Origin of the sequence: Streptomyces seoulensis (assembly GCF_004328625.1) — a bacterium.
Taxonomy (GTDB): domain Bacteria; phylum Actinomycetota; class Actinomycetes; order Streptomycetales; family Streptomycetaceae; genus Streptomyces; species Streptomyces seoulensis.
In genome coordinates this window covers 1,111,681-1,124,799 of record NZ_CP032229.1, presented here as the reverse complement: position 1 = coordinate 1,124,799, position 13,119 = coordinate 1,111,681, and the positions used below count along the sequence as shown (strand labels likewise).

Annotated in this window: 13 protein-coding genes and 1 tRNA gene; 6 read left to right on the top strand and 8 right to left on the bottom strand. The window is 72.9% G+C overall.

Features of this window, described 5'->3' with window-relative positions; translation table 11 throughout:
• Window positions 1-7: 7 nt before the first annotated feature.
• The 3 genes from D0Z67_RS05320 to D0Z67_RS05310 all read right to left on the bottom strand — a co-directional run bounded on the left by D0Z67_RS05320 (window position 8) and on the right by D0Z67_RS05310 (window position 2,796).
• Window positions 8-772: an SDR family oxidoreductase gene (locus D0Z67_RS05320; RefSeq protein ID WP_031179992.1), complete on the bottom strand. Its 765-nt coding sequence runs from the start codon at window positions 770-772 to the stop codon at window positions 8-10.
• Window positions 773-785: 13 nt separating this feature from the next.
• Window positions 786-2,183 (bottom strand): GntP family permease, encoded by a 1,398-nt coding sequence (locus D0Z67_RS05315; RefSeq protein ID WP_031179993.1) that lies wholly within the window; start codon window positions 2,181-2,183, stop codon window positions 786-788.
• Window positions 2,184-2,277: 94 nt separating this feature from the next.
• On the bottom strand, window positions 2,278-2,796 hold the full coding sequence (locus D0Z67_RS05310) for a gluconokinase (RefSeq protein ID WP_031179994.1): 519 nt from the start codon (window positions 2,794-2,796) through the stop codon (window positions 2,278-2,280).
• 141 nt (window positions 2,797-2,937) lie between these two features.
• Between D0Z67_RS05310 and D0Z67_RS05305 the strand changes: the two genes are divergently transcribed.
• On the top strand, window positions 2,938-3,639 hold the full coding sequence (locus tag D0Z67_RS05305; protein ID WP_031179995.1) for a FadR/GntR family transcriptional regulator: 702 nt from the start codon (window positions 2,938-2,940) through the stop codon (window positions 3,637-3,639).
• Window positions 3,640-3,647: 8 nt separating this feature from the next.
• Here D0Z67_RS05305 and D0Z67_RS05300 read toward each other — a convergent pair whose 3' ends face one another.
• Window positions 3,648-4,058 carry a YchJ family protein gene (locus tag D0Z67_RS05300; protein ID WP_051887531.1) on the bottom strand — a complete coding sequence of 137 codons (411 nt, stop codon included), beginning with the start codon at window positions 4,056-4,058 and terminating at the stop codon, window positions 3,648-3,650.
• An 83-nt stretch (window positions 4,059-4,141) separates the two neighbouring features.
• Window positions 4,142-4,229 (bottom strand) — tRNA-Leu (locus D0Z67_RS05295).
• Between the two features lie 188 nt (window positions 4,230-4,417).
• On the opposite strand from D0Z67_RS05295, the gene D0Z67_RS05290 reads away from it, so the two are divergent.
• From D0Z67_RS05290 to D0Z67_RS29895, 3 genes are all read left to right on the top strand, one after another.
• Window positions 4,418-5,743, top strand: a complete 1,326-nt coding sequence (locus D0Z67_RS05290; protein WP_031179997.1) for a M20/M25/M40 family metallo-hydrolase — start codon at window positions 4,418-4,420, stop codon at window positions 5,741-5,743.
• Window positions 5,744-5,890: 147 nt separating this feature from the next.
• Window positions 5,891-6,124 (top strand): chaplin ChpH, encoded by a 234-nt coding sequence (gene chpH, locus D0Z67_RS05285; RefSeq protein WP_030812634.1) that lies wholly within the window; start codon window positions 5,891-5,893, stop codon window positions 6,122-6,124.
• A gap of 121 nt (window positions 6,125-6,245) precedes the next feature.
• The gene (locus D0Z67_RS29895) at window positions 6,246-7,241 is read left to right on the top strand and encodes a chaplin (RefSeq protein ID WP_078873104.1); all 996 of its coding nucleotides are present in this window, start codon (window positions 6,246-6,248) and stop codon (window positions 7,239-7,241) included.
• A gap of 78 nt (window positions 7,242-7,319) precedes the next feature.
• On the opposite strand, the gene D0Z67_RS05275 is transcribed toward D0Z67_RS29895, so the two are convergent.
• The gene (locus D0Z67_RS05275; protein WP_031179999.1) at window positions 7,320-7,508 is read right to left on the bottom strand and encodes a DUF5703 family protein; all 189 of its coding nucleotides are present in this window, start codon (window positions 7,506-7,508) and stop codon (window positions 7,320-7,322) included.
• 47 nt (window positions 7,509-7,555) lie between these two features.
• Here D0Z67_RS05275 and D0Z67_RS05270 point away from each other — a divergent pair, with 47 nt between their 5' ends.
• Window positions 7,556-8,245, top strand: coding sequence for a hypothetical protein (locus tag D0Z67_RS05270; protein ID WP_031180000.1), 690 nt, complete (start codon window positions 7,556-7,558; stop codon window positions 8,243-8,245).
• 58 nt (window positions 8,246-8,303) lie between these two features.
• Here the strand turns inward: D0Z67_RS05270 and D0Z67_RS05265 are convergent, their stop codons facing one another.
• Both D0Z67_RS05265 and D0Z67_RS05260 read right to left on the bottom strand, forming a co-directional pair.
• The gene (locus tag D0Z67_RS05265) at window positions 8,304-10,781 is read right to left on the bottom strand and encodes a helix-hairpin-helix domain-containing protein (RefSeq protein ID WP_420824425.1); all 2,478 of its coding nucleotides are present in this window, start codon (window positions 10,779-10,781) and stop codon (window positions 8,304-8,306) included.
• Window positions 10,778-11,761, bottom strand: coding sequence for an aldo/keto reductase (locus D0Z67_RS05260; protein ID WP_031180002.1), 984 nt, complete (start codon window positions 11,759-11,761; stop codon window positions 10,778-10,780). The genes D0Z67_RS05265 and D0Z67_RS05260 overlap by 4 nt, the downstream gene beginning before the upstream one ends.
• A 171-nt stretch (window positions 11,762-11,932) precedes the next feature.
• On the opposite strand from D0Z67_RS05260, the gene D0Z67_RS05255 reads away from it, so the two are divergent.
• A complete protein-coding gene (locus D0Z67_RS05255) occupies window positions 11,933-12,988 on the top strand; it encodes an LLM class F420-dependent oxidoreductase (RefSeq protein ID WP_031180003.1) in 1,056 nt (351 codons plus the stop codon).
• The last annotated feature ends 131 nt before the right edge of the window (window positions 12,989-13,119 follow it).

Below are 13,119 nucleotides of genomic sequence, written 5' to 3'. Positions count from 1 at the left end.
CCAAGCGTCAGAGCACGCTCGTCATGCCGCCGTCGACGTAGAGCACCTGGCCGGTGACGAAGTCGGCGGCGGGGGAGGCCAGGAACAGCAGTGCGCCGACCAGATCCTCGGTACGCCCCCAGCGCCCGGCCGGGGTCCGCCCCCGCACCCACGCGCTGAACTCGGCGTCCTCGACCAGCGGCCGGGTCAGCTCGGTCTCGATGTAACCGGGCCCCAGCCCGTTGACCTGCACGCCGTACGGACCCCAGTCCGCGCACATGCCCTTGGTGAGCATCTTCAGCGCGCCCTTGGCCGCCGCGTACGGCGCGATGCCGGGGCGGACCACCTCGCTCTGCAGCGAGCACACGTTCACGATCTTGCCGTGGCCGCGCCCGGTCATCCGCCGGGCGGCCTCGCGGCCGGTGAGGAACGCGCTGGTGAGATTGGTGTCGAGGACGCGGTGCCAGTCGGAGTCGGTGAACTCCAGCAGTGGCGCCCGCAGTTGCATCCCCGCGTTGTTGACCAGGATGTCCAGCGGGCCCACCCGCTCCTCGACCTCGGCGATCCCGGCGGCCACCGAGGGGCCGTCGGTCACGTCGAACACCGCCGTGTGCACCAGGTCGCCGGGGAGTTCCGCCGCCGCCCGCGCGATGCGGTCACCGTCGCGTCCGTTGAGGACCACGGTGCAGCCCGCCTCGGCGAGACCACGGGCCAGGGCGAGTCCGATGCCCCGGCTGGAACCGGTGACCAGGGCCGTACGGCCGCTGATGTCGAAGAGAGGGTGAGCCGTCATCGCCGTACCGCTCCTAGATCACGAGTGACAGCAGGAGGACCAGGCCGCCGGCGACCACCGAGATGATGGTCTCCATCACCGACCAGGTCTTCACCGTCTGGCCGACGCTCAGGCCGAAGTACTCCTTCACCAGCCAGAAGCCGGCGTCGTTGACATGGCTGAAGAAGAGCGAACCGGCGCCGATGGCCAGCACCAGCAGGGCCGTGTGCGTGGTCGACATGTCGGCCGCGAGCGGCGCGACCAGACCGGCCGCCGAGACCGTCGCCACCGTGGCGGAGCCGGTCGCGAGCCGGATCGCCACCGCGATCAGCCAGGCCAGCAGCAGCGCCGGGATGGACCAGTCCTTGGAGATCTCCAGGATCATCTGGCCCACACCGCAGTCGATCAGCGTCTGCTTGAAGCCACCGCCCGCGCCGACGATCAGCAGGATGCCGGCGATCGGCATCAGGCCCTTCTCGACGGTCTGCTGGAGCCGGCCCTTGGTGAAACCGGCGGGGCGGCCCAGCGTGACGAAGCCGACGAGCACCGCGGCGAGCAGTGCGATCAGCGGGGAGCCGACCACGTCGAAGACCCGCTGGGTCATGTCGGCGGGGTCGTCGATGACGATGTCCACCAGGGCCTTCGCCAGCATCAGCACCACCGGCAGCAGCACCGTGCCCAGCGTGGCGCCGAAGCCCGGACGACGCTCAAGGCTCTCCGAGGCGCGCTCCGGGATCATCCGTTCCGGCGCCTGGACGTCCACCCAGCGGGCGGCGACCTTGGAGAACAGCGGACCGGCGATGATCACGGTCGGGATGGCGACCACGATGCCGAGCGCCAGCGTGACACCCAGGTTGGCCTTGACCGCGTCGATCGCGACCAGCGGGCCGGGGTGCGGCGGGATCAGGCCGTGCATCACGGACAGACCGGCGAGCGCCGGGATGCCGATGCGCATCAGGGAGTAGTTGCCGCGCCGGGCGACCATCAGGACGACCGGGATCAGCAGCACGATGCCGACCTCGAAGAACAGCGGCAGACCGATCACGGACGCGATGAGCACCATGGCCCACGGCATCGCACGGCCGCCCGCCTTGGCGAGGATCGTGTCGACGATCTGGTCCGCGCCGCCGGAGTCGGCGAGCAGCTTGCCGAGGATCGCGCCCAGCGCGATCAGCACGCCGACACCGGCGACCGTGCTGCCCAGGCCGGTCGTGAAGCTCACGATCGCCTTGTCGAGCGGGGCACCGGCCACCGCTCCGAGCACCAGCGAACCGATGGTCAGGGCCAGGAAGGCGTGGAGCTTGAACTTGGTGATGAGAAAAACGATGACGGCGATGCCCGCCAGGACGGCTATGCCCAACTGGGCGTGGCCGGCCGAGGTGATCGGCTGGACGGTGTCCGCTGCCAGCATCTCGACGCTGAGTCTGGTCACGGGATTCCCTTGCGGTTACGGGGATTCGGGGGACATGAGGGGTGGAGAAAAAGGGGGTACCGCGGTATCGCGGTACGGGTACTGCGGAGTGGGGCTACGCGGAGGCGGCGGCGAACGCGGCCAGAGCCTCGGCCGCCCGCTCGGTGATCTCCTCGGGGGACCCGCTGACGTCGACGGCGACACCCGCCTCGTCCGCCTGGAGCGGCTGGAGCGTGGCGAACTGCGAGTCCAGCAGCGCGGTCGGCATGAAGTGGCCCTGGCGCTGGGACATCCGGCTCTCGATCAGCTCACGGCTGCCGGTCAGGTGCACGAACACCGCACCGGGGGCCTCGGCCCGCAGCCGGTCGCGGTAGGACCGCTTCAGCGCCGAGCTGCTGACCACCCCGCCGAGCCCCGCCCGGCCGTGCGCCCAGCGCCCGATGGCATCGAGCCACGGCCACCGGTCGGCGTCTTCCAGGGGGGTGCCCGCCGTCATCTTGTCGATGTTGGCCTGCGGGTGGAAGTCGTCGCCCTCGGCGTACGGGACGCCCAGCCGGGCGGCGAGCAAAGGACCGATCGTGGTCTTGCCCGTCCCGGCGACGCCCATCACGACGACGACCTGGGGGGTGCGCATGACTGCCTCGCTGTCTTCTTCGACATCGACGCCGTACTCCGGCGTCGATGTACTGAAACCCATTAGGTACGACAAATTCAAGTGGCTGTGACATATAAGTCTGACTTTTTATGGCTGTGATCCAGGCCGTACGCTGAGTGCATGAGCACACCGGGCCGGGGGCTGCACGGCCGCGTACTGGACACCCTCGGCCCCGCGATCACGGCGGGGGAGTACCCGCCGGGCAGCGTGCTGCGCACCGACGAACTCGCCCAGCGGTTCGACGTCTCCCGCTCCGTGATGCGCGAGGCCGTCCGCGTCCTGGAGTCCATGCACCTGGTCGCCTCCCGCCGCCGCGTCGGCGTCACGGTCCGCCCCAAGCACGAGTGGAACGTCTACGACCCGCAGGTCATCCGCTGGCGCCTGGCGGGCGCCGACCGCCCGCACCAGCTGCGCTCGCTCACCGTGCTGCGCTCCGCGATCGAGCCCGTCGCGGCCGGCCTCACCGCCCGCAACGCCACCGCCGAGCAGTGCGCCGAACTCACCGAGTGCGCCCTCGGGATGGTCGCCAACTCACGCGGCCACAAGCTGGACCAGTACCTGATCCACGACATCGCCTTCCACCGGATCATCCTCACGGCGTCCGGCAACGAGATGTTCGCCCGGCTCGGGGACGTGGTCGCCGAGGTCCTCGCGGGCCGCACCCATCACGACGTGATGTTCGCCGACCCCGACCCGCCGGCCGTCACCCTGCACGTCCGGGTCGCCGAGGCAGTCCGCGCCGGCGACAGCGTCCGCGCGGAGGAACTGACCCGGGAGATCACGGTGGGCGCGCTCCAGGAACTCGACATCCTGGTGCCGTGAGGCGGAGGTCAGTCGAGGAACTCCCCGTCGACGTACACCCACGCCCCGTCCACCCGTTCGAACCGGCTCCGCTCGTGCAGCGAACCGCCCCGGTACGACGCCCGGAACGTCACGGTCCCGGTGGAGTGGAAGGCCGACCCGCCCTCGGTCTCCAGGATCTCCAGCCCCGTCCACCGCATACCCGGATCGAGGTCGAGCCCCTCGGGCCGCGTCCGCGGATGCCAGGTCCGCACCAGATACGCCACGTCCCCCACGACGAACGCGCTGTACCGCGACCGCATGAGCGCCTCGGCGCTCGGCGCGGCAGCACTTCCCGAATGGAACCGCCCGCAACAGTCGGCATAGTCCGCCGACAGCCCGCACGGGCAGGTGGCGGGAACGGCGGTACGGGAAGGCGTACGAGAGGTGCGACGAGCCATGCGCGCCATTGTGCCGGACCGCGACCGGACCCCGAAAAGGCGGGAAAAGCAGAAGGACCCCTGCGTCCGCAAGGGTCCTTCAGTGGTGTCCGAGGGGGGACTTGAACCCCCACGCCCGATAAAGGGCACTAGCACCTCAAGCTAGCGCGTCTGCCATTCCGCCACCCGGACAAGGTGTCTGTCGTGCGGGGTGTTCCCCGCGGCGACGAAGGAAACATTACCAGGCTTTCGAGGGTGTCCGATCACCCCCCTGACCGGGCCCCCGCCGTGCGAACGCCCTGTGGCGGGGTGGACGGGAACGGGGCCGGGAGGGGGAGGATGGGGGTGACCCACCAGCAGTGACAGCGGGAGGAAGCAGCGTGAGCGAGACGGACACGGCCAAGGGCGTCACCAGTGAGGACGAGGTCGTGGACCTCTGCCGCGAGCTGATCCGGTTCGACACCAGCAACTACGGCGACCACTCGGGACCCGGCGAGCGCGCCGCCGCCGAGTACGTCGCCGGGAAGCTCGCCGAGGTCGGCCTGGAGCCGGAGATCTTCGAGTCGCATCCGGGGCGCGCGTCCACCGTCGCCCGTATCGAGGGCGAGGACCCGTCCCGGCCGGCCCTGCTGATCCACGGCCACCTGGACGTCGTACCGGCCAACGCGGCCGACTGGACCCACGACCCCTTCTCCGGCGAGGTCGCCGACGGGTGCGTGTGGGGGCGCGGGGCCGTCGACATGAAGGACATGGACGCGATGACCCTCGCGGTCGTCCGCGACCGGCTGCGCAGCGGGCGCAAGCCCCCGCGCGACATCGTCGTCGCCTTCCTCGCCGACGAGGAGGCCGGCGGCACCTACGGCGCCCGGTACCTCGTCGACAACCACCCCGGACTCTTCGAGGGCGTCACCGAGGCGATCAGCGAGGTCGGCGGCTTCTCCTTCACGGTCAACGACCAGCGCCGGCTCTATCTGATCCAGACGGCCGAGAAGGGCATGCACTGGATGAAGCTGACCGTGGCCGGCACCGCCGGGCACGGCTCGATGATCCACCGCGACAACGCCATCACCGAGCTGTCCGAGGCGGTCGCCCGCGTCGGCCGCCACAAGTTCCCGGTACGGGTCACCAAGACCACCCGCGCCTTCCTGGACGAACTCGGCGACGCGCTCGGCACCGAACTCGACCCCGAGGACATGGAGTCGACCCTCGCCAAGCTCGGCGGGATCGCCAAGCTCATCGGCGCCACCCTCAGCAACACCGCCAACCCGACGCAGCTGAACGCCGGTTACAAGGTCAACGTCATCCCGGGCGAGGCCACCGCGCACATCGACGGCCGCTTCCTGCCGGGCCACGAGGAGGAGTTCCTCACCGACCTCGACCGGTTGCTGGGCCCGAACGTGCGCCGCTCGGACGTCCACGCGGACAAGGCCGTCGAGACCAGCTTCGACGGTGCCCTCGTGGAGGCCATGCAGTCCGCACTGCTGGCCGAGGACCCGATCGCGCGTGCGGTGCCGTACATGCTCTCCGGCGGTACGGACGCCAAGTCGTTCGACGACCTCGGTATCCGAGGCTTCGGCTTCGCGCCGCTCAAGCTGCCGCCGGAGCTGGACTTCGCCGGGATGTTCCACGGCGTGGACGAGCGGGTCCCGGTGGACGGGCTCCAGTTCGGCGTGCGGGTGCTCGACCGGTTCATCGACGCCTCCTGACACGCCCCCTCACGGGTAATCAGGCAGGCGTACGAGATCGACTGAGAAGAGTGAATGCGACGATAAGCTCGTAGCCCGATTACTTCCCCCTCGTTACTCGTGATGTGACCCCGCACCTTGGGGCCGCGTTTCCAACTAGGAGGAATAATGATCAAGAAGGTCGTCGCTGCCGCGGTCGCCACCGGTGGACTGGTTCTCGCGGGCGCGGGCATGGCCGCCGCCGACGCCGGTGCCAGCGGTGCCGCCGTGGGTTCGCCGGGCGTCCTGTCCGGCAACGTCGTCCAGGTGCCGGTGCACGTTCCGGTGAACGTCTGCGGCAACACGGTCAACGTGATCGGGCTCCTGAACCCCGCCTTCGGCAACACCTGCGTCAACGACTGACGTCAGCCGTTCACAAGGCTTCTTCAGCGAACCGTCGGCCCCGGAAGCGCGATCCCCGCGCTCCGGGGCCGACCGGTTCCGCACCCAGCCGTAGCAGGGACATCCCAGGGGGGATCAGAACATGCGACAGGGCACCCGTAAGGGCCTGATGACGATGGCGGCCGCGACCGGAGTGATCGCGGCGGCCAGTGGATACGCACACGCCGACGCGGGCGCGGCCGGCTCCGCAGCCCGCTCGCCCGGCGTACTGTCCGGCAACACCGTGCAGGTCCCGGTGCACGTACCGGTGAACGCCTGCGGAAACACCGTCGACGTGGTGGGACTGCTCAACCCGGCCGTCGGCAACGCCTGCGCCAACGGGGCGCGTGGTGCGTCGGGGGGCGCGCACGCGGGCGCGCACAGCGGCGACTCCCCGGGCGTCGGCTCCGGGAACACCGTCCAGGCACCGGTGGACGTACCGGTCAACCTGTGCGGGAACAGCGTCGACGTGATCGGCGTGGGGAACCCGGCCGGGGGCAACCGGTGCGGGAACGAGGAGCACGGGACTCCGCCGCGCACGCCGGGCCGACCCGGCAACCCGGGAACACCGGGACATCCGGCCCACCCCGGCCGGCCCGGTACGCCGGGCCACCCCGGCGACTGCCCGCCCGACCACCATGGACACCACCCGGGCCAGCCGGCCCATCCGGGCCAGCCTGGGAATCCCGGCACTCCTGGTCGGCCCGGTACCCCCGGCACACCTGGGCACCCCGGTAACCCCGGCACCCCTGGACAGCCTGGCAACCCTGGCACTCCCGGTAACCCGGGTCAGCCCGGCAACCCCGGTACACCCGGAAACCCCGGTACACCCGGAAACCCCGGCACTCCGGGCAACCCGGGTCAGCCCAGTACCCCCGGCACCCCCAGCACACCGGGCCGGCCGAGCACCCCCGCGACCCCCTCCACCGGCGGCGGAAGCACCCCGCAGGGGACCTCGCAGGTCGGCTACAGCCACGCCGCAGGCGGTCAGCTCGCGCACACCGGTGACAACCTGCCCCTCGGCCTCGCGCTGTCGGCCGGCGCGGGCGCGGTCCTCGCGGGTGCGGTCCTGTACCGCAAGGCGCGGAACGCGGCCTGATCCGACCGGACCACCCGGAAGACGGAGCGGGCCCCTGCCGAGAAGACGGCGGGGCCCGCTCCGGTCAGGTTCTCCCTCTCACCACGTGGCCCGCACCTGGCGGATGATCCGCCGGCGCAGCCGCACCCTGCGGCTGCCGTCGCGCATGAGGCTCAGTCGGTCCAACTCCCAGTGTCCGTACTCGGCATGGTCCGTGAGGAGACGCGTCGCCTCGTTGCGGGACACCCCGCGGGGGACGTACACGTCGATGAATTCGTATTCCGGCATCGCATCTATTGTGCGGGCTGGTGCCCGGTACGGATAGCGTCTGCACTATGTCTGATGCTGCGCAGCCCACCGCTGCCGAGGTACGCGCCGCCGCCGAGGCGGTCAAGACCGCGCTCGACCGCCACCTGGCGGCCGTCGAACGCAGGACGGGTGACGACGACCCGGCCGTCCACGAGGCGTTCAATCAGCTTGCGGCGGCCGGCGAGGTGTACGACGAGCTGCTCTACGACCGCTACGACGAGGTCACCCCCTTCGAGATCCCCGGAGCCGACGACTCGCTGCCGCCGTACACGGGCCCCGAGGAGCCCCACGCCGTCAGCGTCCTGATCCGCCGCGACTACACGGTGGCCGAGCCCCAGCGGCTGCTGGCCCAGGCCCAGCGGGTGGAGGCCGCCGAGTTCGAGGACGCCCTCACCGAGGACGACACCGCGAACACGGTCCCCGGCGCGCTGGGCATCCTGTTCGGCGAGTTCGAGCCGGACGAGATCGCCTCCCGGCACCGCGAGTTCGGTCTCGCTGAGGGCGACTCCACGCTCTGGGTCAGCGCGGCGGAGGAGGCGGCCGAGCCCGGCGAATGGCTGGAGGCCCCGTTCGAGGAGGCCGACCCGCAGCATGTGATCTGCCGCTTCGACGTCAGCGCGGTCTTCGACCGGGACGACAGCGACGACGACACGCCGGGCACCGTCCTGGACGAGCTGGCCGACGACGACCTGGAGCCGCTCGACCGCGACCGGTGAACCCCGCGGCGACGCCCGTACCGGACCGATCCGGTACGGGCATCGCCGTGTCCCCGGCTCAGCCCACCGGAGGGAGCTGCACCCGCAGCAGCGTCCGCAGCCGGGTCGTACGCGGCTTGGCCACGCTCTCCGCGACCGCCTTCGGCAGCGCCTGCTCCACGCCGTGCACCACGGACAGGTGCCGTTCCGCCCGGCCGAACGCGGTGTACACCCACGGCCTGGTCAGCACGTCCGCCGCGTCACCGGGCAGGACCACCACGGCCGCGGGCCAGCGGCCGCCGACCGCCTGGTGCGCGGTCAGTGCCCAGCCGTGCCGGACCCGGCTCTCCACCAGCTCCCTGGGGACGACCACGGGCGCGCCCGCGCACTCCAGGTGCAGCCCCTCCGCGTCCGCGCGGACCACGCGGCCCGGCACCGTACGGCCCGGCGCGGGGGAGTGCACGATCCGGTCGCCGGGGTCGAAGCCGCCGAAGCGGCCGGGACCGGGGTTGAGCCGCTCCTTCAGAACGGTGTTGAGCGCGCGGGTGCCGGCGGCGCCGCCGTGGCCCGGGGTGATCACCACCGTCTCCTCGGGCGGGACCCCGAATGCGCGCGGCACCGAGTCCGCGACCAGCTGCACCGTGCGGTGCACCGCCTCGCCCGGGTCCCGGACCGGGACGATCACGATCTCCTTGCCGGGCGCCTCGACCTGGACCAGCTCACCCACCCCGATGCCCGAGACCAGTTCGCCGAGCGGACCGGGGTCGGGGACACGCGAGGCGACCTGCGGGCAGGCGGGGACGGCGAGCAGGTCCGCGAAGACCCGGCCCGGACCGGCCGACCACAGCACCGCCGGGTCACCGCTGAGCACGAGGCGGGCGCCGTCGGGGAGCGACTCGGCCAGCATCGCGGCGGCCTCGACGTCCAGCTGGGGCGCGTCCAGCACGACCAGCAGGTCCAGGGCGAGCGCGCCCTCCGCGTCCCGGCCGGGGCCCGACGCGCCGGACAGCAGGCCCGCCACCGTGCCCACGGCGCCGCCGGGCTCCTCGTCCAGGTGCGCGGCGAAGCGCCGGGCGCCGTCCGGGGTGTGGCAGACGGCGAACGCGCGCAGGCCCGCCGCACGGGCGGCGCCGAGCAGTGCGGCGGGTTCGGCGCGGGCCGCCTCGCCGCCGGTGTGCAGCACCAGGCCGTGCCCGGCGACCTGGCGGGCCAGGTCGGCCGCGCCCCGGGACAGCGCGGCCACGGCCGTCTCCCAGGGCTCCTCGGTCTCCTTGGGCACCGAGTTCACCAGCCGGGCCAGCGCGTCCGCGAGGCTCTCCTCGGCGAGGGCGTACCGCTCCAGACCGGCGAGGACCCGGACCGGGACCTCCTGCGCGTCCTCGGCGTCCTCGCCGGCCGCGACGGGCTGGGCTCCGGGCTCCTCCAGGGCGTCCTGGAAGACCAGGGCGTCGCCCTCCGCGAGCGCGCTCTGTACGGCCTCGTCCGGGTCCGGCACCGCCCGCTTGACGAGGGCCTCGGTGAGCGCGGGGAGGTCCAGCGCGGTGTGCCCGGCGACGGCGGCCTGCTCCAGCAGCCACACCGTCAGCGCGCGCCCGCGCCGCTCGTCGTCCGGACGGCACTCCGCGCCCAGCAGGGCCCGCGCGAAACCGTCCGCCTGCTCCGGCCGCACCCCGGCGACCCGCAGCAACTGCCAGGGGTCGGCGCGCAGCGTGTCCTCGGCGCCGTCCCCGAGCGCGGCCGCCACCCGCGGCGCCAACGCCTCCGGCGCGCCGCCCTCGGCGAGCACCGCGCGCACGGCTCCGACGGCCTCCGCGTCCGGCGCGGCCACCGCAGGCACCGGCTCCGGCCGCCTTACGGGCTCGGGCGCGGGGCGCCGGGGCGCGGGGGCGGGCTCCACGAAGGCGGGCGCGCCCCCCTTCTCCCCGCTCTCCACGGCCCGCACGGCGGCCAGCAGGTCAGCCGCCCTGCCGCTCAGCTTCCCCCCGCTCTCCACGGGCCCCTGCCGCTCGGCCTTGCGCCGGGCGATCCGCTCCCGCTCCACCCGCTGAGCCGCCAGCTCGGCCTCGGCCTCGGAGAGCGCGGGCGTGCCTTCGGTGGCCTCGGCGGGCGGCAGCTGGGCCGCCGCACCGTCGCTGTCCGTTCGGCCACCGCTCGCGGCATCACCGGCGTCCACCCCCGCGCCACCGTCCCCGGTCTCGCGCACCGCCTCCGCGCCTTCGGCCGCCGACGCACCGGGGCCATCCCGGACGTCTTCGGCCGCCCCGGCCGTGCGGCCATCGGGTTCGCCGCCCACCGGCACCTCGGTCCCGCCGTCCCCGGCCTCCGCGCCTTCGGCCGCCGACGCACCGGCGTCATCCCGGACGTCTTCGGCCGCCCCGGCCGTGCGGCCATCGGGTTCGCCGCCCACCGGCACCTCGGTCCCGCCGTCCCCGGCCTCCGCGCCCTCGGCAGCCTCAGCGGAGGGCGCCCGGTCGGCACCGGCCCCGGACTCCGCTGCCGTCGTTCCGCCGGAGGGGGCCTCCTCCGGGTCGCCGGCAGGCGTCTGCTCCGTGGTCACAGGGTGCTCCAGTCGTGATCGGGGTAGCGGTGCACCGGGGCCGACACGTCGTCCAGCGCCCGGCAGATCTCGTCAGGAAGACTAAGCGCCTCCACCGACAAAGCCGCCGCGAGCTGCCGTGCGTTGCGCGCGCCGACGACCGGGGCCGTGACGCCGGGTCTGTCGCGCACCCAGGCGAGGGCCACTTGGAGCGGGGTGACGGCGAGCCCGTCGGCGGCCGTGGTGACCGCGTCCACGATCCGGCTCGCGGTGTCGTCGAGATACGGCTCGACGAAGGGCGCCATGTGCTCGGAGGCCCCGCGCGAGTCGGACGGCACACCGCCCCGGTACTTCCCCGTCAGCACACCCCGGCCCAGCGGCGAGGAGGGCAGCAGGCCGACGCCGAGGTCCAGCGCGGCGGGGAGCACCTCGCGCTCCACGCCCCGCTGGAGCAGGGAGTACTCGAGCTGGGTCCCGGCCAGCCGGGTGCGCACGCCGGGCGCCGCGAGCTGCCAGGTGGCGGCCTTGGCGAGCTGCCAGCCACAGAAGTTGGACACCCCCGCGTACCGCGCACGCCCGCTGCTCACCGCGAGGTCGAGTGCCTGGAGCGTCTCCTCCAGCGGCGTGGCGGGGTCGTGGCAGTGGATGTGCCACAGGTCGACATGGTCGGTGCCCAGCCGCTCCAGCGAGGCGTCGAGCGCGGCGAGCAGATGCCCGCGGGAGCCGTCGGCCGGGCGGTCGGGGTCCGGCACGCTGCCCGCCTTGGTGGAGATCACCAGGTCCTCGCGGGGCACCAGGGAGTCCGTCAGCCGCCCGAGCAGATACTCGGCCGCCCCGTCGCCGTACACGTCCGCGGTGTCGACGAGGGTGCCGCCCGCCTCCCAGAACGCCTTGAGCATGTCCGCGGCGTCGTGCTCCTCGGTGTCCCGGCCCCAGGTGAGGGTGCCGAGCCCGATCCGGGACACGCGCAGGCCGGTACGGCCGAGATGCCTCTGCTCCATGCCCGCGAGATTACTGGCCAGAGCTGCTGCCGTGGGTTGCCTGTGGACAACGGGACCCGGCCGCCGCACCCGCCACGACACCCCCCGGAACACCCCGGGCGGGGTGGGCCGCGCGGGAATGGGTCGCTAAGGTCGGCCGCAGATACGTTACTTGCGAGTAAGGGGATCGGCATGCAGCTCGGGATCAACCTCGGCTACTGGGGCGCCGGGATGGACGGGGACAACCTCGCCGTGGCGCAGGAGGCCGACCGGCTCGGCTACAGCGTCTGCTGGGCCGCCGAGGCGTACGGCTCGGACGCCGCCACGGTGCTCAGCTGGGTCGCCGCGCAGACGGAGCGGATCGACGTGGGCTCGGCGATCTTCCAGATCCCGGCCCGCCAGCCCGCCATGACGGCGATGACCGCGGCGACCCTGGACTCCCTGTCCGGCGGCCGCTTCCGCCTCGGCCTCGGCGTCTCCGGACCGCAGGTCTCCGAGGGCTGGTACGGCGTCAAGTTCGACAAGCCGCTGGCCCGCACCCGTGAGTACGTGGACATCGTCCGCAAGGCGATGACCCGCGACCGCCTCTCCTACGAGGGCGAGCACTGGACGCTGCCGCTGCCCGGCGGCCCCGGCAAGCCGCTCAAGCTGACCGTGCACCCGCAGCGCGAGCACATCCCGCTCTACATCGCCGCCATCGGCCCGAAGAACCTGGAGCAGACCGGCGAGATCGCCGACGGCGCCCTGCTGATCTTCCCCTCCGCCGAGCACCTGGAGGACACCGCCGTCTCCTCCCTGCGCGCGGGCCGGGAGAAGGCGGGCAAGACGCTGGACGGCTTCGACATCTGCCCCACCGTGCCGCTCGCGCTCGGCGAGGACGCGGACGTGGCCCGGCTCGCGGACACCTTCCGCCCGTACACCGCGCTCTACGTGGGCGGCATGGGCAGCCGGAAGCAGAACTTCTACAACCGGCTCGCCCAGCGCATGGGGTACGAGAAGGAGGCCGCCGAGATCCAGGACAAGTACCTGGCCGGTGACAAGGCCGGCGCCGCGGCCGCCATCCCGCACGACCTCATCGACAAGACCACCCTGCTCGGCTCGGTCGACCGCATCGCCGACCGGATGGCGGCCTACGCGGCGGTCGGGGTCACCACCCTCACGCTCGCCCCGGCCGGCTTCACCCTGGAGGAGCGGCTCGCGGCCCTGCGCGGCGGCGCCGAGGCCCTGGAGCGCGCCGGCCTCGCCTGACGGGCCGGGAAGGGATTCGCGGCCGTGGTGGGGGCTCGGGGGTCTTCCCCGCCACGGCCGTCACGGGGAACAACGCGCCGGACCGGACGGGGTTACGCCCCCGGCCGTCCCTCCTTCGGCCCAGCGCGGAC

Coding starts and splice junctions, on each gene's coding strand:
- chpH (WP_030812634.1), top strand. CDS start 5,891: ATGATCAAGAAGGTCGTCGCTGCCGCGGTCGCCACCGGTGGACTGGTT.
- D0Z67_RS05270 (WP_031180000.1), top strand. CDS start 7,556: ATGTCTGATGCTGCGCAGCCCACCGCTGCCGAGGTACGCGCCGCCGCC.
- D0Z67_RS05260 (WP_031180002.1), bottom strand. CDS start 11,761: ATGGAGCAGAGGCATCTCGGCCGTACCGGCCTGCGCGTGTCCCGGATC.
- D0Z67_RS05300 (WP_051887531.1), bottom strand. CDS start 4,058: ATGGCTCGTCGCACCTCTCGTACGCCTTCCCGTACCGCCGTTCCCGCC.
- D0Z67_RS05310 (WP_031179994.1), bottom strand. CDS start 2,796: ATGCGCACCCCCCAGGTCGTCGTCGTGATGGGCGTCGCCGGGACGGGC.
- D0Z67_RS05255 (WP_031180003.1), top strand. CDS start 11,933: ATGCAGCTCGGGATCAACCTCGGCTACTGGGGCGCCGGGATGGACGGG.
- D0Z67_RS29895 (WP_078873104.1), top strand. CDS start 6,246: ATGCGACAGGGCACCCGTAAGGGCCTGATGACGATGGCGGCCGCGACC.
- D0Z67_RS05320 (WP_031179992.1), bottom strand. CDS start 772: ATGACGGCTCACCCTCTCTTCGACATCAGCGGCCGTACGGCCCTGGTC.
- D0Z67_RS05275 (WP_031179999.1), bottom strand. CDS start 7,508: ATGCCGGAATACGAATTCATCGACGTGTACGTCCCCCGCGGGGTGTCC.
- D0Z67_RS05305 (WP_031179995.1), top strand. CDS start 2,938: ATGAGCACACCGGGCCGGGGGCTGCACGGCCGCGTACTGGACACCCTC.